This is a genomic window from Bradyrhizobium liaoningense, from assembly GCF_018130955.1.
Classification (GTDB): domain Bacteria; phylum Pseudomonadota; class Alphaproteobacteria; order Rhizobiales; family Xanthobacteraceae; genus Bradyrhizobium; species Bradyrhizobium liaoningense_C.
Window position 1 is genome coordinate 78,389 of the sequence record NZ_JAFCJM010000013.1, and the last position, 21,547, is coordinate 99,935.

Consider the following 21,547-nt stretch of genomic DNA (forward strand, 5'->3'; position numbering starts at 1 on the left):
CACAAAGAGGCCGCTCCGCTAGCGCGCGGTGCCGGAAGTACGCCAAGAATTCAGACCTACAAGAACTCAAAACGGATGAGTCAAAAGGGGAAACGTCGATGACCAGAAAAGAATGGTTACTGTCCGGCTTTGTCGCCTTCACGTGCCTTGTATCGACCGCTGCCGGCGCCGGCCCGATCGAGAACTACAGCCCGGTGAACGCGGCGCGCCTCGAGAATCCCGAACCCGGCAACTGGATGCTCTATCGCCGCACCTATGACGGCCAGGGCTACAGCCCGCTCGACCAGATCAACAACACCAACGTTCAAAATCTGACGCCGGTCTGGACCTTCGCCACCGGCGTGGTCGAAGGCCACGAGGCGCCGCCGATCATCAACAACGGCGTGATGTTCGTGGCGACCCCGATGGGGCAGGTGATTGCGCTCAACGCCAAGACCGGTGACGAGTACTGGCGCTACAAGCGGCAGCTCCCCGACGATCTGTTCCAGTTGCATCCGACGAGCCGTGGCGTCGGCCTGTGGGACGACAAGCTCTATCTTGCGACCACCGACGACTACGTCGTCGCGCTCGATGCCAAGACCGGCAAGGTGGCCTGGGAGACGAAGGTCCAGGACTACAAGAAGGGCCAGTACATGACCCTGATGCCGCTGATCATCGACGGCAAGGTCATCGTCGGCGGGTCCGGCGGCGAACTCGGCGTGCGCGGCTATGTCGCTGCCTACAACGCCAAAGACGGCAAGGAGCTATGGCGGACCTACACCATTCCCGGCGAGGGCGAGCCCGGCCACGACACCTGGCAGGGCGACGACTGGAAGAACGGCGGCGGTTCAGCCTGGATGACCGGCAATTACGACAAGGACACCAAGACGATCTATTGGGGCGTCGGCAACGCGGCGCCGTGGCCCGGCGATGCGCATCCCGGCGACAACCTCTACACGTCGTCCGTGCTGGCGCTCGATCCCAACACCGGCAAGATCAAGACCCACCACCAGTACCATCAGAACGATTCCTGGGACTGGGACGAGGTCGAGGCCCCGATCCTGGTCGATCTTCAGCGCGACGGCCGCACCATCAAGAGCCTGATCCATCCGGGACGCGATGCGATCTTCTGGGTGCTCGAGCGCACGCCGACCAAGATCAACTACGTTGCCGGCTGGCCCTTCGTCTCGACCGACGTCTGGAAGGGCATCGACGCCGAAAGCGGCAAGCCGATCGTCGATCCCGCGCACAAGCCGGTCGTCGGCAAGCGCGTCGAATTCTGCCCGTCGCTGTGGGGCGGCAAGGACTGGCCGTCGGCGGCCTACAGCGAGAGGACGAAGCTCGTCTATGTTCCCGCCAACGAAAATTTCTGCGGCGGCTTCACCGGCGAGAAGGTGGCGCTGAAGCCCGGCGAGCTCTGGCTCGGCACCAAGCCCGAGGATATCGGGCTCAAGGCCAAGGCGGGCGCCGATCATTTCGGCGAGCTTCAGGCTTGGGATCCGGCGACGGGCAAGAAGGTGTGGCAACACAACTTCCCGAAGTCGCAGCTCTTCGGTTCGGTAACGGCGACGGCGGGCGACCTCATCTTCGCCGGCGGCACCAACGACCGCAACTTCCGCGCCTTCGACGCCAAGAGCGGCAAGCTGTTGTGGGAGCAGAAGACCAACTCCGGCATCATGGGCATGCCGGTGTCCTATGAGGTCGACGGCACGCAATACGTTGCGATCCAGTCCGGTTGGGGCGTCGACGCCCAGCGCATCCAGGACGCGCTCGCGACCAACAATATCGGCATCGAGGCTAACGTGCCGCAAGGCGGCGTCGTCTGGGTCTTTGCGCTGAAGAAGTAGTGAGCTGAAGCAGTTCCTGGAGGCGGATCGAAGGAAGCGGCGCGGCCAGGGGGGAGCGGCAAATGCGGCGGACGGAAACGTCCGCCGCATTCTGCGTGTGGAGGCGGACTGTACTGCCTTTCCTTCTCCCCTTGTGGGAGAAGGTGGCGCGCGTAGCGCGCCGGATGAGGGGTCTCGATCCGCGGAGACAGACCCCTCACCCAATCGAGATCGCGGCAGCCAGCGTCGCGGCCCTCTCCCACAAGGGGAGAGGGCACATCGATGCGCTTTGGCGAGAAAATAGCGCGGCTATCACGCCGGTGCGCGTGATCTTCACGCCTCCAATTGCTTGCCGATCGGCAACGACCGGATGCGTTTTCCCGTGGCCGCGAAGATCGCGTTGATCAGCGCGGGCGCGAAGGGCGGCACGCCGGGTTCGCCGACGCCGCTCGGCGGCGTGTCGGCGCCGGGCGGCACGATGTGGACGTTGGTCACCAGCGGCGACTCGTCCATCCGGATCACCGGGAAGTCGTCATAGTTCTTCTGCTGCACCTTTCCGTCCTTGAAGGTGATCTCGCCATATTTGGCGAGGCTGAGTCCCATGATCGCGGCGCCCTCGATCTGGGAGTGGATGCGCTCGGGGTTGACGTAGGTGCCGCAGTCGATCGCGGTATCGACCCGCGGAATCGTCAGCTTGCCCTTGTCGTCGACAGCCACCTCGACGATGGTCGCGATGTAGCTGACGAAGCTGCGGTGCACGGCGATGCCGAGCCCGCGCCCCTTGGGCAACGAGCGGCCCCATTCGCCCTTCTCCGCGACCAGCTCGACCACCTTGCGCATCCGCGCGGTGTCGATCGGGTAGCTGTCGTAGGGCTCGCCGTAGTTCCAGAGATCCTTCACCGAATCGAGCTTGATGATGCGGGGCGAGCCGATCAGCTCGAGCAGCATGTCCTTCGGGTCACGTCCCGTCGCCTGAGCGATCTCGCCGACCATCGACTGCACGGCGAAGGCGCGCGGGATGTTGGAGACCGAGCGGAACCAGCCGATCCGGGTGTGCGCGGCTGCCTCCGGGTTCTCGCAACTGATATTGGCGATCTCGAAGGGCATGTCGACGAGACCCATGCCGAGCTCGAAGGGAGCCTGGTGCACCGTTCCGGCGGCGAAGGTCGAGGCGATGCTGGGCGCCACGCTGCGGTGGCGCCAGGCGATCACCTTGCCTGACTTGTCGAGCCCGGCCTCGATGCGTTCGACCGAGACGGTGTGCAGGAAGCCGTTATGGATGTCGTCTTCCCGCGTCCACTGCACCTTGACCGGTGCGCCGAGCTCCTTCGAGAGCAGGGCGGCCTCCAGCGCGAAGTCGCATTTCGATTTGCGGCCAAAGCCGCCGCCGAGCAGCGTCACGTTGACACTCACGCTGTCCTCAGGAATGCCGAGCGTCTTGGCGACATCTTCGCGCGTCCCGCCCGGGCTCTGCACCGGGGCCCAGATCTCGGCCTTGCCGTCCTTGACGTTGGCGACCGCGACCGGCGGCTCCATGCTGACATGGGCGAGGTGAGGGATGTAGTACTCGCCGACGATGACCTTGTCGGCGGTCTTCAAGGCGGCGTCGGCATCGCCTTCCTTGCGCACGACGAGACCGGGCTTGCGCGAGGCCTCTTCGAGCTCCTTGCGGTAGGCAACGGACTCGTACTTGCCGTTCGGTCCGTCATCCCAGACGATCTTCAGCGCATCGCGGCCCTTGATTGCCGCGCCCGTGTTGCGCGCGATCACCGCCACGCCGCCGAGCGGCTGGAATTTCGAGGGCCACGGCCAGCCGCGGACCTCCATCACCTTCTCGACTCCCGGCACTTTCAACGCCTCGGCCGGATCGAACGAGACGAGCTTGCCGCCGGTCACCGGCGGCCGTGCGATGACGGCGTATTTCATGCCGGGGAGGCGGACGTCGGCGCCGTAGCGCGCCCGGCCCGTGGTGATGTCACGCAGGTCGACGATCGAGACCTGGCCCTTGGTCAGGTAGCGGAAGTCCTTGGGGTCCTTCAGCTTGAGGCCTTCGATGCTCGGCAGCGGCTCCCTGGCGGCGTCGGCCGCGAGCTCGCCAAAGCCGAGCTTGCGCGAGGTTGCGCTGTGCACGACCTCGTGGTTGACGGCCTTGACCTCGGTCGCGGGCACGCCCCAGCGCTTGGCTGCGGCCTGCTCCAGCATGGTGCGCGCGGAGGCGCCGATCTGCCGCATCGGGATCAGATAGTGCCGCGTGCTGCGCGAACCGTCGGTGTCCTGGTTGCCGAACTTGACTTCGTCGCCATGGGCCTGCTGGACGCGAACCTTTGTCCAGTCGGCCTCGAGCTCCTCGGCGACGATCAGCGGCAGGCTGGTGCGCACGCCGGTTCCCATCTCCGAGCGATGCGCGACGATGGTCACGATGCCGTCGGGCGCGATCGCAACGAACACGCGCGGGTCGACCACGACGCCATGCGGCATCTTGCCGGCGCCGGTCTCATAGGCCAACGCCTGACGCGACATCACGGGAGCGGCGAGCACGAAGCCGCCGGTGATGCCCAGCCCCTTCAGGATGCTGCGGCGTGAAACCTTCTCGATCCTGACATGCTTCTCGAAGCCGCGAAGCTTTTTCGGGTTCTCGATGAAATTCATGTCACACCCCCGTCGAGGCGAGATGGACGGCGTTCTCGATGCGCTGGTAGCAGCCGCAACGGCAGATGTTGCCGGACATCGCCTCACGGATCTGGTCGTGCGACGGCTTCTGGTTGTCCATCAGGAGCGCTGCGGCCTGCATGATCTGGCCGGCCTGGCAGAAGCCGCATTGTGGCACGTTGAGCTGGCGCCAGGCTTTTTGCACGGGATGATCGCCGGACGGGTGCAAGCCCTCGATGGTGGTGACCTCGCGGCCCGCGACGTCGTTGATCGAGGTGATGCAGGCGCGCACGGCCTCCTTGTCGACGATCACGGTGCAGGCACCGCACAGCGCCTGGCCGCAGCCGTATTTGGTGCCGGTCAGACCGGCCTCATCGCGAAGATACCAGAGCAGGGGAAGATCCGGGTCGCCGTCCCAGCTTTGTTCCTGGCCGTTGATTTTTATCTTGATCATGATTGGTCCTCGCTCTTTTTAAGCTATTGATCTGCTCTGGCGTGAATTCGGACGACGGTGGTTTGCCCATGCATCCCGGTCCTGCGCCGGGCAAATCCCGGGAGGACGGTCGGGATAGATGGGTTCTGTCTGGAATGTGCGCGATGTCTCCCGTTTTGAACTTTAATTGAATTTGCTTGGCGCGCGGGGCTGTTCGGCGCGTTCGGAGACCGGCGGGGCGGACGACGCGGCCGCGCTTGCCTCCACGTGCAGAGATTGCATCGACGGTTTGTCAAAAGCAGGGCGCGCAGGCGCAGCGCAGCTCGCCCTGCATTGCATGGCAGCGCGCAAAAAAAATGCTTCGCCCGCAAGTTTGCACGGACGAAGCAAGAGACCTCAGTCGAGGGAGAGAGAAACGCTGGACGTCATCTTCGCTTGAGAAGGTGGCGACACTGCGGAGTCACGACGGACTTAAGACTGAGGGCCATAGAAATTTGAAGTTCGGCCGCGTCGCGCGCAAGATGAGGCGGAATGGCTGACCATTTCCTCGCGATGCGGCGGAAGATCGATCGCACCGCTGTCCCGCCGGTGGAGGTCTCAACCGGCGGGATGCGGCGGCGTTGTCGCAGACTAGGCAGCCTTAGCCTACGCAGCCTTGGCCTAGGCAGCCTTGGCCTTCGCCACGTGGGTTGCGATCGCGTCCATCAAGGCCGGCGACAGGCAGTCATACGGCTCCAGCCCTATCTCCTTCAGCCGTGAACGGATGCCGGCCATCTGCTCCGGCTTGACGCCGGATTCGATCACCGAGGAGACGAAGGCGGCGAATTGCGGCGCCTGCGAGCCCTGCTCCTGGAACAGCTCGGGATGGATGAAGTCGAGGCCGTAGAACGGATGGCCCTTGTTCTCGATGCGGCCATACATGTGGGTGCCGCAGGCCTTGCAGGCGTAGCGCTGGATCACCGCAGCGGGATCGACGATCGCGAGCTTGTCGCCGTTCTCGAGCACGGTGACGTTCTGGCGGGGGACGACGGCGACGACGGAGAACGTCGCGCCCTGCGGTTTCCAGCACTTGGTGCAGCCGCAGGCGTGGTTATGGGCGACGTCGCCCTTGATGCCGACCTTGACCGGATGGTCCTTGCACTTGCAGACCAGCGTACCTCCGGCGAAGCTGCCGGTGCCTTGCTTGAGGCCGTTGTCGATCGAGGGGTGGAGTTGGACAGTCATGGGTCATTCCTCCTTGGTGTGACGCTTTTGGTTTCAGTAGACGACGACGGAACGGATCGACTTGCCCTCGTGCATCAAGTCGAAGCCCTTGTTGATCTCTTCGAGCTTCAGCACGTGGGTGATCATCGGATCGATCTGGATCTTTCCGTTCATGTACCAGTCGACGATCTTCGGCACGTCGGTGCGGCCGCGTGCGCCGCCGAAGGCGGTGCCGCGCCAGTTCCGGCCGGTGACGAGCTGGAACGGACGGGTGGCGATCTCCTTGCCGGCTTCGGCAACGCCGATGATGATCGAGGTACCCCAACCGCGATGGCAGCACTCCAGCGCCTGGCGCATCACGGTGGTGTTGCCGGTGCAGTCGAAGGTATAGTCGGCGCCGCCGTCGGTCAGCGTCACCAGGTGAGCCACGACGTCGCCGGTGACCTTCTTGGGATTGACGAAGTCGGTCATGCCGAACCTGCGGCCCCAGTCTTCCTTGGAGTCGTTGATGTCGACACCGATGATCTTGTCCGCGCCGGCCATCTTGGCGCCCTGGATGACGTTGAGGCCGATGCCGCCGAGGCCGAACACGACGACGTTGGAGCCGGGCGTCACCTTGGCGGTGTTGACCACGGCGCCGACGCCGGTGGTCACGCCGCAGCCGATGTAGCAGCTCTTGTCGAAGGGGGCGTCCTGCCGGATCTTGGCGACTGCGATCTCCGGCAGTACCGTGAAGTTCGAGAAAGTCGAGCAGCCCATATAGTGGTAGATCGGCTTGCCCTTGTAGGAGAAGCGGCTGGTGCCGTCGGGCATCACGCCCTTGCCTTGCGTGGCGCGAATCGCGGTGCAGAGGTTGGTCTTGCCGCTCAGGCAGCTTTTGCACTGCCGGCATTCCGGCGTGTAGAGCGGGATGACGTGATCACCCGGCTTCACCGAGGTCACGCCCGCGCCGATCTCGCGGATGATGCCGGCGCCTTCATGACCCAGGATCGACGGGAAGATTCCCTCACTGTCGAAGCCGTCGAGCGTGTAGGCGTCGGTGTGGCAGATACCCGTCGCCTTGATCTCGACCAGAACCTCGCCGGCCTTCGGTCCTTCCAGGTCAACCTCGACGATCTCAAGCGGTTTTTTCGCTTCGAAAGCGACGGCGGCACGTGTCTTCATCGTAAACTCCTCAAATCCTCATAGGACGCCAAGAGGTAGTCTCGGCAGTCCCCTTAACGTTCATTTCTTGCCCATGCAGGAGTCTTCCGCCTTGGTGTAGGCCTCCGGTTTCTCCTCTTTCTTGCCAGGGCGCTGTCGGCCCCAGGCCTCCGTGGAGCGGGCGCGCAGGTAGACGTAGAGATCGTCCATGTAGCAGGCGACGTTCGGGTTATCGCCGAAGGCCGGCATCACGTTCTCCGCCGCGGTCGAGATGTTCTTGCGGCCGGAGGCGATCACGCCGATGAAGTCGCCATAGCTCATGGTCTTGACAGAATCCTTCAGCGCCGGTGCGTAGGTGGATCCCATGCCGTCCGGGCCATGGCAGACGTGACAGTCGGAGTGATAGCGGCGGTATCCGGAATAGGTGAACCAGTCCACGGTGCCGTCGGCCAAAATCTTGTAGGTCGGGTTTCCTTCCTTATCGAGCCATTTGCCGTCCTCTTCCTTCTTGACGGCAGTCGGGTCGCCGGGGCCGTCCGCAAGTGCAAGTCCCCCGGACGCAGCGAAGGCGATGGCAACGATGGTCGTGCAGATTTTACGCAAGAGAGTTTCCTCGAAGACGCTCGGTGAGACGAGCCGGCGCGTGGATTGGATCCACGCGCCGGGACGAGACGAAGGTGAGGCTAGTTCGACGGCAGCGCGAACACCGTCAGCGTACCGCCGAGCGCCGTGTAGTTCGAGAGCGCCGCGTAGCCGCCGACTGCGCCGAGGCCTGCGGTCGGATCGGTCAGACCAGCCGCCAGACCGATGCCGGCCCAGCCGCCCACACCGGAGAGCACTGCGACATACTGCTTGCCGCCGTTCTCATAGGTGGTGACGTTGCCGATGATGCCGGAAGGAGTCTTGAACTTGTAGAGCTCCTTGCCGGACTTGGCGTCGACCGCCTTCAGGTAGCCTTCGAGCGTGCCGTAGAACACCACGCCGCCGGCCGTTGCGAGAGCGCCCGACCAGACCGAGAACTGCTCCTTGTTCGACCAGACGATCTTGCCGGTCTTGCCGTCCCAGGCGATGAAGTTACCCATATGGGTCTCGCCCTGCGGCGGATACATCGAGAGCGTTGCGCCCACATAGGGCTGGCCCGCGGTGTAGCTCACCTTGAACGGTTCGTAGTCCATGCAGACGTGGTTGGTCGGAACGTAGAACAGTTGCGTGTCCGGCGAGTAGGTCGCCGGCTGCTCGTCCTTGGTACCGAGCGCCGCCGGGCAGATGCCCTTGGTGTTCTTGTCCTCGCCGCCCTTTTCAGTCGACGCTGCGTCAAGAACCTTCGGACGACCATAGGTCGGCGAGTTCTTGTCCATGTCGACGCCGGAGGTCCAGTTCACCTTCGGATCGTACTTCTCGGCGACCAGGAGCTCGCCGGTCTCACGATCGAGGGTATAGCCGAGACCGTTGCGATCGAAGTGGGTCAAGAGCTTGCGCGCCTGGCCGTTGATCTGCTGGTCGGTGAGGATCATCTCGTTGACGCCGTCATAGTCCCACTCGTCGTGGGGCGTCATCTGGTAGACCCACTTGGCCATGCCGGTGTCCGCATCGCGCGCGAAGATGGTCATCGACCACTTGTTGTCGCCCGGACGCTGCTTCGGGTTCCAGGTCGAGGGGTTGCCCGACCCGTAGTAGACGAGGTTCAGAGCGGGATCGTAGGACATCCAGCCCCAGGTGCAGCCGCCGCCGATCTTCCACTGATCGCCTTGCCAGGTCTTCAGCGAAGAGTCGGGTCCGACCGGCTTGCCGAGCGCCGTGGTCTTGACCGGATCGAGCTTGATCTGGTCATCCGGGCCTTCGGAGAAGGCGCGCCAGGCCTGCTTGCCGGTCTTGAGGTCGTAGGCGGTGACGTGACACTGCACGCCGAACTCGCCGCCGGAGATACCGACCAGCACCTTGTCCTTGACGACGAGCGCTGCCGAGGTACCGGTCTCGCCCTTCGCAGGATTGCCGTTGGTCGAGCTCCAGGCGACCTGACCGGTCTTGGCGTCGAGCGCAACCAGGTTTGTGTCGGCCTGATGCAGGATGATCTTGCCGTCGCCATAGGCGAGGCCGCGATTGACGGTGTCGCAGCACATCACCGGGATGACGTTCGGATCCTGCTTCGGCTCGTACTTCCAGACGATCTTGTTCTCGTTCGACAGGTCAATGGCGTAGACCTTGTTCGGGAACGGCGTGTGGACGTACATCATGTTACCGATGATGAGCGGCCCGCCTTCGTGGCCGCGCAGCACGCCGGTGGAGAAGGTCCAAGCGACCTGCAGCTTGCCGACGTTCGATGCATTGATCTGGTTGAGCTTGGAGAAGCGGGTGTTGGCGTAATCACCCGCCGGCATCACCCAGTCTTTCGGGTTCTGCGACATCTTGATCAGCTCGTCATTGGCTGACGCGCTGCCGGCGGCGAAAATCGCCGCAGAGCCGAGATAGGTCGCGAGTAGTGCCTTGCGCATAGTCATTCCTCCTAGGTCTCGTTTATTTGTTTCCGAAGCATTGCTTGTCGCTGGGCATTGTCGTCCAGCGTCTGCTCGTGCAGGGCGGTCACGTTCTGGACCAGAAACGATGTGGGGCTGTTTCCTCCTCCTGGTATGAGCCATTCCTGGTATGGACTCTGGGTCCGCGATTTGAGGGTGCGGCCCATTTTCTTGTTGTTCCTGCCGCAATCCCTAATCCGTTCGGCAACGGGAAACTTGCCCAAGAGGGAAGCCGCTTTGCTTCACAGCGCACGGAGTCAATTTTTTTGATTTTGCAGTAGCGAATTCAGCAGCTTCCGCATCGACTGAACGCGGCTGTTGGGTTTAGGTTCCCCTTGACTGCGCTGCAACTAAGGCGGAGGATTATCAGTCAAGGATGGCAGCGGAGCATGGCGCTTGCTCCAAAAGACCGCCCTAATTTGAGGTAAACGTCGCTTTGTCGTGATGGGGGGCCTCTGGGCGTTCCTGTCGCGATTCGGGTCAAATCAGTGGCTGGATCATGTCCGATACAATTCACACGCTCTCGACGACCGGACTGACGCCGAAGAAGCAGATCCAGAGCTGGATCGACGGGCTGACGAGTCTGTGCGGCCATTTCGACGTCGATCCCTTGGAAGCATCGTCGCTCGAGGGTCGTATCGACTACACCACCATCTCGCGATTGAAGCTCTGCCAGATCGAGGTGAGCCAGCATCGCATCGCGCATACGCTGGCGCGCGCGAAGGCGAACGAGCATCCCTACATCAAGATTCACTTCCAGACCTACGGCGTGTCCTATTTCGAGCAGGAAGGCCGCCACATCGAATTGATGCCGGGCGACATCATCGCCTACGACGTGTCCTGCCCGCACTCCATCATCAGCCCGGCCTTCACCCGCCACGACGTCGTGATCGTGCCGAAGGCGCTCTTGCGCGACCGCGGCTTCCCGTCGCAGCGCATGCCCGCCTGCAAGCTGTCGGCGCGCACCGGCACCGGGCGCATCGCCCACGACTTCGTCCATGCCACGTTCGACGAGGCCGCAAAGTTGTCGGCGAACAGTGCGGTCGGCGTCGCCGATTCGCTGATCGACCTGTTGCTGCTGCCGCTGCGCGAAGCCGACACGATGTTCGATCGCGTCGGTCCGGAAGCGATGTATGTGCGCGCGCAGTTCTTCATCCGCGAGCATTTGCGCGATCCCGATCTCTGCATCGATCAGATCTCCGCCGAGCTCGGCTGCTCCAAGCGCTATCTGCACATGCTGTTCTCCGAGCGCGGCACCACGGTGAGCGACTATATCTGGCAGGCACGGCTGCAGAACTGCCGCCAGGAGCTCGAGGCGCATGCCGGCAAGACCATCACCGACGTCGCCTTCTCCTGGGGCTTCTCCAGCTCCTCGCATTTCAGCCGTGTGTTCCGGAAGTATTTTGGCGTCGTGCCCTCGTCGATCCACAAGGCGCAGCAGCACGCCGCGTCCTCCGGCGAGCATTAGGCGCGAGGTCGGCGACCTGTCGCCGCGTTCAATCCCGACAAATTCGACGTGCGCCCGCCTCAGCCCAGGATGGCTCAGGTCAACGGGGCGGCGTAGGGAATGCTGGCTACGAGCGCGACGAGCAGCACCGCATTGCAGAGCATGCCGACCCAATGCAGCCGCCGCAGCCTTCGCGGCGCCTCGGCATCGCCCGCATCACGTGCGCTGAGCTGGTCGTCCATCCGTTGCATGAACCAGCGGCGTCCCCGGATCGCGAAAGCCGCGATCGCGCCGACGCCGATCGCGAAGACCGGCCGGCCGGCTACGAGGAAGGCCACCGTCCCGATCACGCTGGCGACGCCCATCACCAGGAAATGGGCGTTGAACAATCCGCGCAACAATTGCGCGACGGGCTGGATGTCGAGCTTCACCAGCAGGAAGGCGGGCGAAGCCAGCGTGAAATAGCCCATCGGAAAGATCAGGATGATCATGGCGGCGATGGTGACGGCATCCGGCGTCATGCGATCGGCCCTTCTCGTCCCGCCCGGGTCCCCCGGCGGTGGTCCCCAATCATAGCCGCAGGACGGGACTTCGACACTAGGCTTTGGTCGAAAAAGGGAAGCGTTAACGGGCTAGCGCGCTGCGCCATCGCCGGCGGGTTCGCCTTCGACCTTCTGCGCAAGGCGCCGCCAGATGATGTCCGTCAGCGCCACCGCGATCAGGCCGAATGTGCCGCCCATGAGCACGTTCGCCACGCGCTCTTCGGCAATCCCGCTTGCGCCGCCGACGAACGCCGCGGCGAGCGCGATCAGAAAGCAGCGCAGGCCGAAGCCGACGGCATAGCGCGAGAAGGCAATCAGCGTCAGCGTCGCCCCGAGCACTGCGAGCGAATAGCCGATCCGGCTCGGCGGCAGTGCGATCCCGACCATGAGGCCGAGCGGGACGCCGACCAGCGCCCCGATCGCCCTCAGCTTCAGCTTGCCGGTGGATGCCGAGAGATCGCCGACCACGACGCTTGCGGCCGACCAGATCACCCATTGCCCTTGGGCGAGATCGAGCATCTCGACCAAAGCTGCCGCCGCGAACACCGCGATGGCGGTCGCAGCCGCCGGCAAAAACCATTGCACCGCCGCGGGCCCGTAACCGGACGGCACGGGTTCACCGTGCCGCCGGTCGAGAAACTGAATCCCGCAGACGAGCACCAGCGCGATCGGCGATGACGCGATGATGACACCGGCATGACGGAGCGCTTCCTGCGCGCTCACCCCTTCGCGCACCTCGCAGGCGAGGTAGACGGCCGGGATGAACACCCAATTGCCCAGCGTCCGCAACGCCTCTCCATAGCGCGTCACCGCCACCGCCAGAAACGCGGCGAGCGCCGCCAGCGACACGAATAGCGGCTTGACGGGCGCAGCGAGGAAGAGCGTGCCGAAGGTGACGAGGATGACGACGTAGTGGAGGACAACGGAACGCGGCGCCAGCCGAAGTCTTAGCGCGGGGATCAGCAGCGAGATCGCGATCAGGCCGAGGTTGAGCAGTGCCGGCTCGCTCAGGACGAAATAGGCGGCGACCAGCGGACCGACGACGACCAGCGCGCGCGAAAGCTCGCTGGCCTTGATCTCCCTGGCGAGGACATCCCCTAACCTTGCCGCGAGCGGTGCTGTCGGCGGGCTCACGAGTCACCAGATTGACGAGATTGACGAACAACGTGACCGCACGACGAGAGCGCGGCCTCAATGCGAGTCCTGCGCAATCTCTGCGTCATTCGATCACTTCATCGGCGCGGGCGAGGACCGTCGAGGGGAGCTCGATTCCCAGTGCTCGCGCGCTGCGCAAGTTGATTCTCAGGTCGAACTTGGTGGGGCGCTCGAAAGGCAGATCGCCCGGCTTTGCACCCTTCAGAATGCGATCGAGCAGCGACACCAGGTGACGGGTGGCGTCCGCAAAATCGGGCCCGAACGACATGAGGGCGCCGTTGGCCACCCAGTCCGGTGAAGGAAAGATCGCCGGAGTCTTGCTCTGGCCGACCAGATTGATGATCTCGGACATGTGCGCGCTGAGCACGACGTCCGGGACGAATACGAGTGCGTCGAATTCGGCGAGGATTTCAGGCTTCAGAATCTTGGCCAAGTCCGCGGGATCGTTGACGTTGATGGCTTCGACCGCAAAGCCCAGCTTGCGTCCCGTCTCCAGAACCGGTGTCAGGCTCTGTGCGCCGCTGCTGACTTTCGTTGTCACTGTTCCGAGGCGCACGGCGCGCGGGGCAACTTCCCGCATCAGCTCGACCCGTTTGACGGTCGTCTCTTCGGAAAAGACCGCGATACCGGTCACGTTGCGCCCGGGACGCGCAAGGCTTTCGGCAAGGCCTGACGCTACGGGATCGACGGCAGCCAAAGCGATGATCGGAATCGTCTGGGTAGCCTTGTGAGCAGCAAGCGCAGCGGGCGTGCTTATCGCGATGATGGCATCGACGTCACCCTCCTGCACTACGTCCCGCGCGAGCGCAGGAAGCGCATCGGCATTTCCACCGGCGTTGCGAAACTCAAAGCGAATATTGCGAGCTTCGACGTAACCGAGCTCACGCAGCAGACCTCGGACCGTCTCCACCTGCGCTGCAATGTGGACCGGAGCCAGTAGGACTATGCGTGGTGACTTTGCCGCCGGTTGCGCACGTGCGACGCCCGGCCAAGCGGCGGCTGCGCCAAGTAGCGTGATGAACCTGCGTCGTTGCACTTGGCCTCGCGGGGAGTTCTCGGCGCAATGCCGGGATTATAGCAGTCGCGGACCGCGCCGGGAGTCGGAATATCGGACCGGTTCGGGCCGTCACCCCGTGCGGCGCGCGAGCAGCAGTGTCGCGCCGAGCCCGCACATCACGGCGCCCGACGCCTGCCGCGTCCTGGCAATGAGGGACGGCCGTCGTGCAAGCCCCGATCTCGCCTTCGCGGCCCAATAGGTCACGATCAGGTCGACGCCGGTGTTGAGCGCCACGGAGATCAGGCCGAGCACGATGAACTGCGCGGCGACGCTTGCGCTGGGGACGACGAATTGCGGGATGAAGGCGAGAAAGAACGCTGCGGTCTTCGGGTTCAGCGCCTCGACGACGATGCCTTGGCGAAAGGCGCGGCGGCCGCCGGTCGTCTCGATTTCGGTGGGGCCGACGATGCGTGCCTCGCGCCAGGTCTTGAGCCCGAGCCAGACGAGATAGAGCGCGCCCGCGATCTTCAGCGCGGTGAACGCCTCGCTGCTCGCCATGACCAGCGCCGACAGGCCGGCTGCGCCTGCGAAGACGTGCACCAGACCGCCGAGGCCGAGGCCGACGCTCGATGCTAGCCCTTCCGTTCGGCCGCCCGCGAGCGTTCGTGCCACGATGTAGAAGATGCCCGGCCCCGGCGTGATCGCCACGACGAGTGCCGCGGCGAGGAAGAGGGCGAAGGTGCGTGCGCTCGGGCACGATCCTGGCGAAGCGCTCGATGTGAAGAGCGTGATCGGGCCGCCGCTCGAAGACATCTTACGGGCTTTGCTGCAGGTGTATGGAGACGATCGGGTCGATGAAGCTGTCGTGGCCTATCGTCGGCACTATGGAGAAATCGGCTTGCTCGGAAGCGAGCCTTATCCCGGGATCGGCGAGGCGCTCCGGGACATGCAGCGGGCCGGTTTGCGAATCTACCTTGCCACGTCGAAGCGCGAGGTCTTCGCCAGGCACATCTTGGAGAACCTGAAACTGGCGACGTACTTTGACGGCATCTACGGTTCGGTGCCAGGCGGCGAGCTCGATCACAAGCCCGAGCTGCTCGCCCATATCCTGTCGGATCGAGACATCCGTGCCTCGTACAGTCTCATGGTCGGGGATCGCCGGTATGACATCGCCGGAGCGCACGCGGTCAGGATGCGCGGTCTTGGCGTGCTCTGGGGGTATGGTAGCCGCGGCGAGCTTGAAGCAGCCGGCGCAGATCAAATCGTGGAACGGCCCGTCGATCTCGCCGGCATGGTCGTGTCGATGTTGGACGGATAGCCACGCTTCAAGCCTCGCCCACGCGCCGTCAATGACGGTTGCTGCGAGATGGGAGATCCGGGCACAGCACGAGCTTGCCGTCGAGGCCGCCGGCTTCCAGTCGTCGGTGCGCTTCGGCAACTTCATCGAGCGGGATTCGCTCGGCGACGCGTGGCCGGATGGCCCCACTGGCCAACATGGCAAGCAGGCGCTGGAGGTCCTCGATGAACCAGGCGGGATGCCGCAAGCGCATCGCGTTGATGGAGTAGAAGAACGCCCGCCTGCCGCCGGGCAGCCACCTCCAGAGATACAGGCGCGCGATCCACATCAACATCGTCAGCATGCGCCGGTGCCCCTCGACACCCGCCGAGTAGCCGAAAGCACAGAGTAAACCGCCGGGTTTGAGTGCTGCGAACGACCGGCGATAGCCGTCCTCGCCGATACCATCGAACACGACGTCAAAGCCGCCCGGCAGGACTCGGGTGAAGTCTTCTCGCTGATAGTCGACGGGCGTAGCACCGAGGTGTCGAATCAGGTCGGCGTGCTTCGCGTGAGCGCCACCCCAGAGCTCGAGCCCCGCCAAACCGCCGAGTACGAGCAGCGCCTGACCGACCGCACCGGCAGCGCCATGCACCAGAACGCGCTGGGCTCGACGCACCCGTGCCGCCCGGTGCAGCAGTTGGTACGCCGTCATCCAGCTCAGGACCAGCGTGGCAGCCTCAGCGGCATCAACGCCTTCCGGGACCTCGGTCAAGTCGCTTGCCTGGAGCGTCCGATACTCGGCATTCGACCCGATCACCGTCATGTCGGCCACACGTTCGCCAAGCCGAAAGCCGCTCACGCCTTCGCCGATTTGATCGATTTCCCCGATCAAATCGTAGCCCATGACAAGCGGCGGACGGCGGGAAGAGGTTTGGGGGTAGAGATGGCGTCGGATCAGCGTGTCGGTGTATTCGAGGCCCGAGGCCAACACCCGGACCCGCACCTCGCCTCGACCGGCGGTCGGCAAGGGAGCGTCGACGACTTCCAGCTCGTCGGGACCGCCGTAGCGCCGGAGTTGAACAACGCGGTTGCGCGGTTCGATCACGTGCCCGTCCTCGCAGTCTCAGACTGTGAAATAGAAGCATGCCAGACGCACGGAGCGAGAAAGTTGATATCGATCAATTCCGCCGTTGGGGCGCGGCGGACGGTGCCTCACCACCAGCGCGGTTGCGGAGGATAATAATACTGCTCGCCGCGCCGGCGCATGTTGCCGGGTTGCGGTTGCGGGTTGGGATTGCGCGGCTGGAAGAAAAAGAAGCCGCCGCCGTTGTCCCAGCCATCGTCGCTCGCGATGGCCATGGGAGCCGTCGGCCTGCGGGTGATGAAGCCGCCCTGGGGCTGGTTGCTCAGCACCGCGACGAACTCGGTGCGATAGTTGGTCTCGCTGCTCAGCGGCTCGTCCGAGATGACGATCGAGGATCGCGGCAGCGCGGTCGGCGCGATCCGGTCGAGCACGTCCTGCGGGAAGGTGATCCGGTCCAGCGCGGCCTTGGCCTCGTCGCCATTGTCGATCGTGACCACGCTCCAGCGCAGGCCCGCATCGGTCTTCGCCATGGCGGTGAAGATATGCGTGCCGAGTGGCCGCTCAGGATTGCGGATCGTGACGGGAACCTCGATGCTCGTATCGAACACCTCGCCGCCGCCGTCCGGTGCCGACTTGTGGGTGTTGCGGCGGACGTAGAGTTTTTGCGTCGAACGGCTGATGTAGACCGAGACCGGCTCGAGCGCGAGTTTGGCATCGTTCGCCGCCCTGGCGGTGTCGGCCTTCCTGGTCGCCGCGGCCTTGGCGCCGTCCTTGGCGGCAGCGGCAGCATCCAGCTTCGTCTTCGCGTCGGCCTTGGCCGTGTCGAACTGCGTTGCCGCCTCCGCAGCCTTGGGCGCAACCTTCTGCTTCAGTTCCTCGGCCTTCGCCTTGGCCTGGTCCGTCTTGGCGGTGGCGAGCGATTTTTCGGCGAAAGCAAGGTCGGCGGCGGTGCGGGCCTTTTGTTGTTCCAGCTTGCGCAGTGACGCCGTCAGCGTTGCCGTCTCGCGCGTCGACGTCGCAGCAAGCTTCTTCGCCTCGTCGGCCGCCTTGGCGGCATCGGCGGCTTCGCGGAGCAGCGTCTCGGCGCGCGCCGGGGCCGCCGCGATGGCCTCGGCCTTCGGAGCGAACAGCGCCGGGTGGGAGATGTCGAGCGGGGCCGCGTCGTCCGGCGAGATGATGATCCGCATGCCGATCCGCGTCCTGTCGAACAGCTTTTCCGCAAAGCCAAACGGCATCCGCACGCAGCCGTGCGAAGCGGCATAGCCGGGCAGCGGACCGCCATGCAGCGCGATGCCGTTCCAGGTGATGCGCTGCATGTTCGGCATCCAGGCATCGTCATACATGGTCGAGCGGTGGTCCTTGTCCTTCTCGATGATGGCGAAGATGCCGGCCGGGGTCTCGCGTCCCGTGGTGCCGGTCGATACCGGCGCGCGCAGGATCCAGCCCTCGGAATCGTAGAATGTGACCTGCTGGCTCTTGATCGACACGATCGCCATGATCGGCTCGCCGGCCTCGCGCGGCGCCACCGCCTCGACGGCGGCCGCGGGGCGCTGTTTCGCCGAGACGTCGGCGGTCAGGGCGGCGAGGGCGGCCATTGCCGCAAGCGTCACAACGCCGCAGGGCCTCAAACGACGCATCGTCACGGTGGATTGCGCCATCGGAAGTCGGTTCACCATGCCATGCCCCGGTTGAATTGCCTGTCCACGCCTGCGCCGATCAAGTGTCACCTCGCGATTGCCGGACCAACGCGCCGCCACCATCCATACCGCAAACTTGTTCAGGGAATCATGCGGCATTTTTGGGGGCAAATCTCTCATATACGACGGCTCCGGCAGGCGGAAGGGCGGCGCGGGGCCGCCGGCTATGTCGATCGCTCGGCCAGGCGTTCATGTTGGTGAACGCAAGGCCCCCCGGCATGAATCGACCAGACAGGGTCCAATGCCGATTGTTCAGGGCACGCCCACTCTTCTGGCAGCCAATTCGGGCAGGTCGAGCATTGCCTTCGCAACGGGATCGTCAGGATGGCGGCCGAGTATGTGGCGATAGGCGTTCGCCGCTTCGCGATGGCGGTCGGCTTCAAATAAGGCGGACGCAGCTTCCGTCAGTTTGCTCAATTCCAGGGCGTGGGGGGCCGCCTTCAATTCCGGATCATCGCTATCCCTCACGCCGAGCAGTTCGTAGATCATGAAGCGTTGCTCGCGCCCCTTCACGGCAATGCGGCGCAGCGGCCTGACGAGGATCTGCGGCTCGACTGCGTTGACCACCGTCTCGCTCACGCAGATTGTCGTTCCGAACTGCTTGTTCACGCCTTCCAGCCGCGAGGCGACATTTACGGTATCACCCATGGCCGTGTAGCTGAACCGCTCGGTCGAGCCGACATTTCCGACCAAAGCGTCGCCCGTGTTCAGGCCGATCCGCATCCGGAACGCCGAATGCCCGGCTGAGCACTGCGTTTCGTTCGCGACGCGCAGGCGGTGGACGGCGCGAAGCGCCCCGCGGCAGGCGCGCAAGGCATGGTCGGGCAGTTCGAGCGGTGCGCCCCAGAAAGCCATCACGCCGTCGCCGATGAATTTGTCCACGGTGCCACTCTCATCGGCAACGGCTTTCGACACGATGTCGAAATAGGTCGACATCTGCCGGAGCAGTTGATCGGGATCTGAGTGCTCGGCATGAGTGGAGAAGGCCTCGATGTCCGAGAAGAACACTGTCAGCGGCCGCTTCTCGACGCCGAGCGTCAACGGGATTCCCGACTTGACCAGGCCCTTGACGACCTCGACGGGCGCAAACGAGGCGAATGACTGGAGCGAGCTGCGCAGCAGTGTCGCTGCCGTCTGGAGCTGGGCGATCTCCTTGATCTTCGATGACGGATCGTGGCTTTCCCGGAAGGTCAGATCCTCGATCGCTTCGAGCTCCCGGGTGACCTTTTCCAGCGGGCGCGTCAACCGCCGCGCGATCAGGAAAATGAACGCCAGTTCGATCGCCGTCAGCGTGACGATGGTCAGGACGATCTTCTGGTTGGTTTCGCGAAGCTGACCCACGAAGTCGTCGGTCGGTGTCAGGATTACCGATTGCCAGGGGCTGCCGAACGTCTCGGGAAAGCGCGCGAATGACGCGCTCAGCTCGCGACCGTTCCCTGGCGAGCTGAAGACAAAGTTGTCCCTGTTGGTCTCGACATGCCGCCGGTAGGCTTCCCGAACGTCGGCGTTGTCGACGGTCGAAAGCGTAGCGATTTGCGGCGTGCCGCCGACGAATTTGACAGCGTTCTCACGCTCGGATGAGGCGACGATCCTCCCGTCGTTTGGATCGGCAATCATGGTGACGCTGTGCCGGCTCGGCCGCTGCGTCGACAGATAGCGTGACAACACGTCGAAAGTGATGTTCACCGAGGCGCAGCCGAGAAACTCGCCGTCAATGGTGTAGATCGGGTAGCGCGCCGAGATAATGGGATAGCCGGTATCGGGGTTGATCGACGGCGGGGTGACGTAGAGCGCGTGCGAGTCCCTTGCGGCCGCGTAGCCGGGCAGGGCGCGGATGTCGAGCGTCGTCGGCGCGCTGTAGCGGCCGATGATGTTCGGCCAGACATCGAAGAAGGTACGGTGCCGGCTGCGTGAGAGCCCAGCCGAGAAAGCCTCGATATAGCTCGAATGCCAGTTCGCCCCGATGGGAATTTGCGGATCTGAGCGCTTACGGTCCTCGTCGACCCGGGTCACGACTCGATGATAGCCGTCCTCGAAGCTCACATAGGCGGCATCGATCTGGGTCGATGAGGTCAAAACCCGATAGAGCGCATCCCGGCTGCCTTCCGTCCTGAAGAAGGAGGGCTGCGCAGCCGCCGACTCCGCGAGCAGCCCCAGGACACCTCCGACGCCGCGCATCAGGTTCTCGATGCTTTCAATGGTCGCGGAGCGCGATTTCGCGATTTGCTCCTGCAGGATCGTAACGATCGCTTCGCTGTTCTTCTGGTGGTTGAAGACGAGGATGAAGATCAGTATCGGAATGCTGAGGCAGACAAACAGCCCCGCCATCAAATAGCTCAGGCGGAACTGGCTCACGATGGTCCGGTTGGCCTTGCGGTAGAGCAGGAAGGCGCCAGCACCGGCCAGCAGAAGCACGGCCCCGATCGCAGCCTGCTTCAACCAGTGGAGAACCCTGTCCCCGGATGTCTCGTAGGTGGGCGGAGCTGGCAGCTTGCCTTTCGGCAGCATGCCGAGATCCTGGTAGATACGGGCGATGGCGGCCCATCGCTCCGGCGTCTGGCTGCCGAGCGGGATGAGATCCGGTTCGATCAGCGCTTCCGTGCGTACAGCCTCGAAGACCAGCGCATCGCGCGATTTGATGACGGGATAGCCGCGCAGGATGATATCGACCGCTTCCTGCTTGTTGGCGAGGGCATACTCCCACCCCTTCAGGCTCGCTGCGAGGAACGCCTGCACCATCGCGGGCTTGCGCCGCGACAGCGCTTCAGTGGTGCAGAGATTGTCGCCGTAGAAGTCGAAGCCGAAGGTTCGGGGCGTGAAGGATCGATAGGGGACGCGGTTCTGTTCCAGGACGAACGGCTCGTTGGTCACGTACGACACCATGGCGTCGGCCTTTCCGGCCACCAGGTCGAGTGGATTGCCGGTGTGCTCGACGCGCGGGAGTGCCGCATAGTCCACGCCCTGCTGCTTCAGCATCGCGGCGAGATCGTCGCTTCCGGAGGCGTCCATCAGCCGCCGGCCCTTCAGTTCGGGCACGGCGTTGATCCGCGCCCGGCTAGGCACGAGGATATTTGCGGCGGAATGCTGAAAGATCACGCCAAGCACAACGATCTTCGCCTGGCCAGGCCGCGGCAACAGGACGCCGGTCATGCAGACGCCGAAATCCGCCTTGCCGGCGGCGACGTCGACCATAGCGTCGATGCCGGGACCTCCGCTGCGGATGTCAACGTCGATCCCCGCGTCCCGATAGAACCCCTTCTCGAGCGCGACGTAGTATCCGGCAAATTGAAACTGATGCAGCCATTTGAGTTGCAGGGACACTTTTTCCAAAGCCTGAGCCGGTCCCGGCAAGAGGAGCGTCGCAAGAACCGCAAGCCTTGTTGCGGTCTTTGTCCAGGTCTCGCGGGCGAGCAAGAAAGGGTCCTCTCGACGTCGGCAGACGGCATGGGGTCAGGCGCCGTGACCCCGGGGTTGCGCTGGCACGCTATGGGCCGAGGTTCGGCAAAGGTTGATCTGAATCAAGGTCCAAAACCGGGCCGGCGCGCCCACGACGTGCGCCGCAGGATTTGCGAAACCGATTGCATTGTCAGACAATCGGCA

At 64.0% G+C, this 21,547-nt stretch carries 16 protein-coding genes; 3 read left to right on the forward strand and 13 right to left on the reverse strand.

The window, feature by feature from the left end:
- Positions 1-98: 98 nt before the first annotated feature.
- Positions 99-1,826 carry a methanol/ethanol family PQQ-dependent dehydrogenase gene (locus tag JQ632_RS13540; RefSeq protein WP_212402826.1) on the forward strand — a complete coding sequence of 576 codons (1,728 nt, stop codon included), beginning with the start codon at positions 99-101 and terminating at the stop codon, positions 1,824-1,826.
- Positions 1,827-2,138: 312 nt separating this feature from the next.
- Here the strand turns inward: JQ632_RS13540 and JQ632_RS13545 are convergent, their stop codons facing one another.
- The 6 genes from JQ632_RS13545 to xoxF5 form a co-directional block, all read right to left on the reverse strand.
- Complete coding sequence (locus tag JQ632_RS13545) at positions 2,139-4,454, reverse strand: molybdopterin cofactor-binding domain-containing protein (protein ID WP_212402827.1); 2,316 nt, start codon at positions 4,452-4,454, stop codon at positions 2,139-2,141.
- 1 nt (position 4,455) lies between these two features.
- On the reverse strand, positions 4,456-4,908 hold the full coding sequence (locus JQ632_RS13550; protein ID WP_212402828.1) for a (2Fe-2S)-binding protein: 453 nt from the start codon (positions 4,906-4,908) through the stop codon (positions 4,456-4,458).
- Between the two features lie 639 nt (positions 4,909-5,547).
- Positions 5,548-6,111 (reverse strand): S-(hydroxymethyl)glutathione synthase, encoded by a 564-nt coding sequence (gene gfa, locus JQ632_RS13555; protein WP_212402829.1) that lies wholly within the window; start codon positions 6,109-6,111, stop codon positions 5,548-5,550.
- Positions 6,112-6,144: 33 nt separating this feature from the next.
- The gene (locus tag JQ632_RS13560; RefSeq protein ID WP_212402830.1) at positions 6,145-7,254 is read right to left on the reverse strand and encodes an S-(hydroxymethyl)glutathione dehydrogenase/class III alcohol dehydrogenase; all 1,110 of its coding nucleotides are present in this window, start codon (positions 7,252-7,254) and stop codon (positions 6,145-6,147) included.
- 60 nt (positions 7,255-7,314) lie between these two features.
- Positions 7,315-7,836: a c-type cytochrome, methanol metabolism-related gene (locus tag JQ632_RS13565; RefSeq protein WP_249151902.1), complete on the reverse strand. Its 522-nt coding sequence runs from the start codon at positions 7,834-7,836 to the stop codon at positions 7,315-7,317.
- 80 nt (positions 7,837-7,916) lie between these two features.
- Complete coding sequence (gene xoxF5, locus JQ632_RS13570; protein WP_212402831.1) at positions 7,917-9,725, reverse strand: lanthanide-dependent methanol dehydrogenase XoxF5; 1,809 nt, start codon at positions 9,723-9,725, stop codon at positions 7,917-7,919.
- A 520-nt stretch (positions 9,726-10,245) separates the two neighbouring features.
- Here xoxF5 and JQ632_RS13575 point away from each other — a divergent pair.
- Positions 10,246-11,214, forward strand: coding sequence for a helix-turn-helix domain-containing protein (locus JQ632_RS13575; protein WP_212402832.1), 969 nt, complete (start codon positions 10,246-10,248; stop codon positions 11,212-11,214).
- A 74-nt stretch (positions 11,215-11,288) separates the two neighbouring features.
- On the opposite strand, the gene JQ632_RS13580 is transcribed toward JQ632_RS13575, so the two are convergent.
- From JQ632_RS13580 to JQ632_RS13595, 4 genes are all read right to left on the reverse strand, one after another.
- The gene (locus tag JQ632_RS13580) at positions 11,289-11,714 is read right to left on the reverse strand and encodes a hypothetical protein (protein WP_212402833.1); all 426 of its coding nucleotides are present in this window, start codon (positions 11,712-11,714) and stop codon (positions 11,289-11,291) included.
- Positions 11,715-11,825: 111 nt separating this feature from the next.
- The gene (locus tag JQ632_RS40270; protein ID WP_212402834.1) at positions 11,826-12,869 is read right to left on the reverse strand and encodes an FUSC family protein; all 1,044 of its coding nucleotides are present in this window, start codon (positions 12,867-12,869) and stop codon (positions 11,826-11,828) included.
- Between the two features lie 85 nt (positions 12,870-12,954).
- Positions 12,955-13,926: an ABC transporter substrate-binding protein gene (locus JQ632_RS13590; protein ID WP_212402835.1), complete on the reverse strand. Its 972-nt coding sequence runs from the start codon at positions 13,924-13,926 to the stop codon at positions 12,955-12,957.
- Between the two features lie 90 nt (positions 13,927-14,016).
- Positions 14,017-14,595 carry a LysE family translocator gene (locus tag JQ632_RS13595; protein WP_312015607.1) on the reverse strand — a complete coding sequence of 193 codons (579 nt, stop codon included), beginning with the start codon at positions 14,593-14,595 and terminating at the stop codon, positions 14,017-14,019.
- Between JQ632_RS13595 and JQ632_RS13600 the strand changes: the two genes are divergently transcribed.
- A complete protein-coding gene (locus JQ632_RS13600; RefSeq protein WP_212402836.1) occupies positions 14,570-15,205 on the forward strand; it encodes an HAD hydrolase-like protein in 636 nt (211 codons plus the stop codon). The two genes, JQ632_RS13595 and JQ632_RS13600, sit on opposite strands and share 26 nt — an antisense overlap.
- Positions 15,206-15,233: 28 nt before the next feature.
- Here JQ632_RS13600 and JQ632_RS13605 read toward each other — a convergent pair whose 3' ends face one another.
- The 3 genes from JQ632_RS13605 to JQ632_RS13615 form a co-directional block, all read right to left on the reverse strand.
- Positions 15,234-16,271 carry a medium chain dehydrogenase/reductase family protein gene (locus JQ632_RS13605; protein WP_212402837.1) on the reverse strand — a complete coding sequence of 346 codons (1,038 nt, stop codon included), beginning with the start codon at positions 16,269-16,271 and terminating at the stop codon, positions 15,234-15,236.
- Positions 16,272-16,378: 107 nt separating this feature from the next.
- Positions 16,379-17,926: a L,D-transpeptidase gene (locus tag JQ632_RS13610; RefSeq protein WP_212402838.1), complete on the reverse strand. Its 1,548-nt coding sequence runs from the start codon at positions 17,924-17,926 to the stop codon at positions 16,379-16,381.
- A 273-nt stretch (positions 17,927-18,199) separates the two neighbouring features.
- A complete protein-coding gene (locus JQ632_RS13615) occupies positions 18,200-21,268 on the reverse strand; it encodes an ABC transporter substrate-binding protein (RefSeq protein WP_212402839.1) in 3,069 nt (1,022 codons plus the stop codon).
- Between the last annotated feature and the right edge of the window lie 279 nt (positions 21,269-21,547).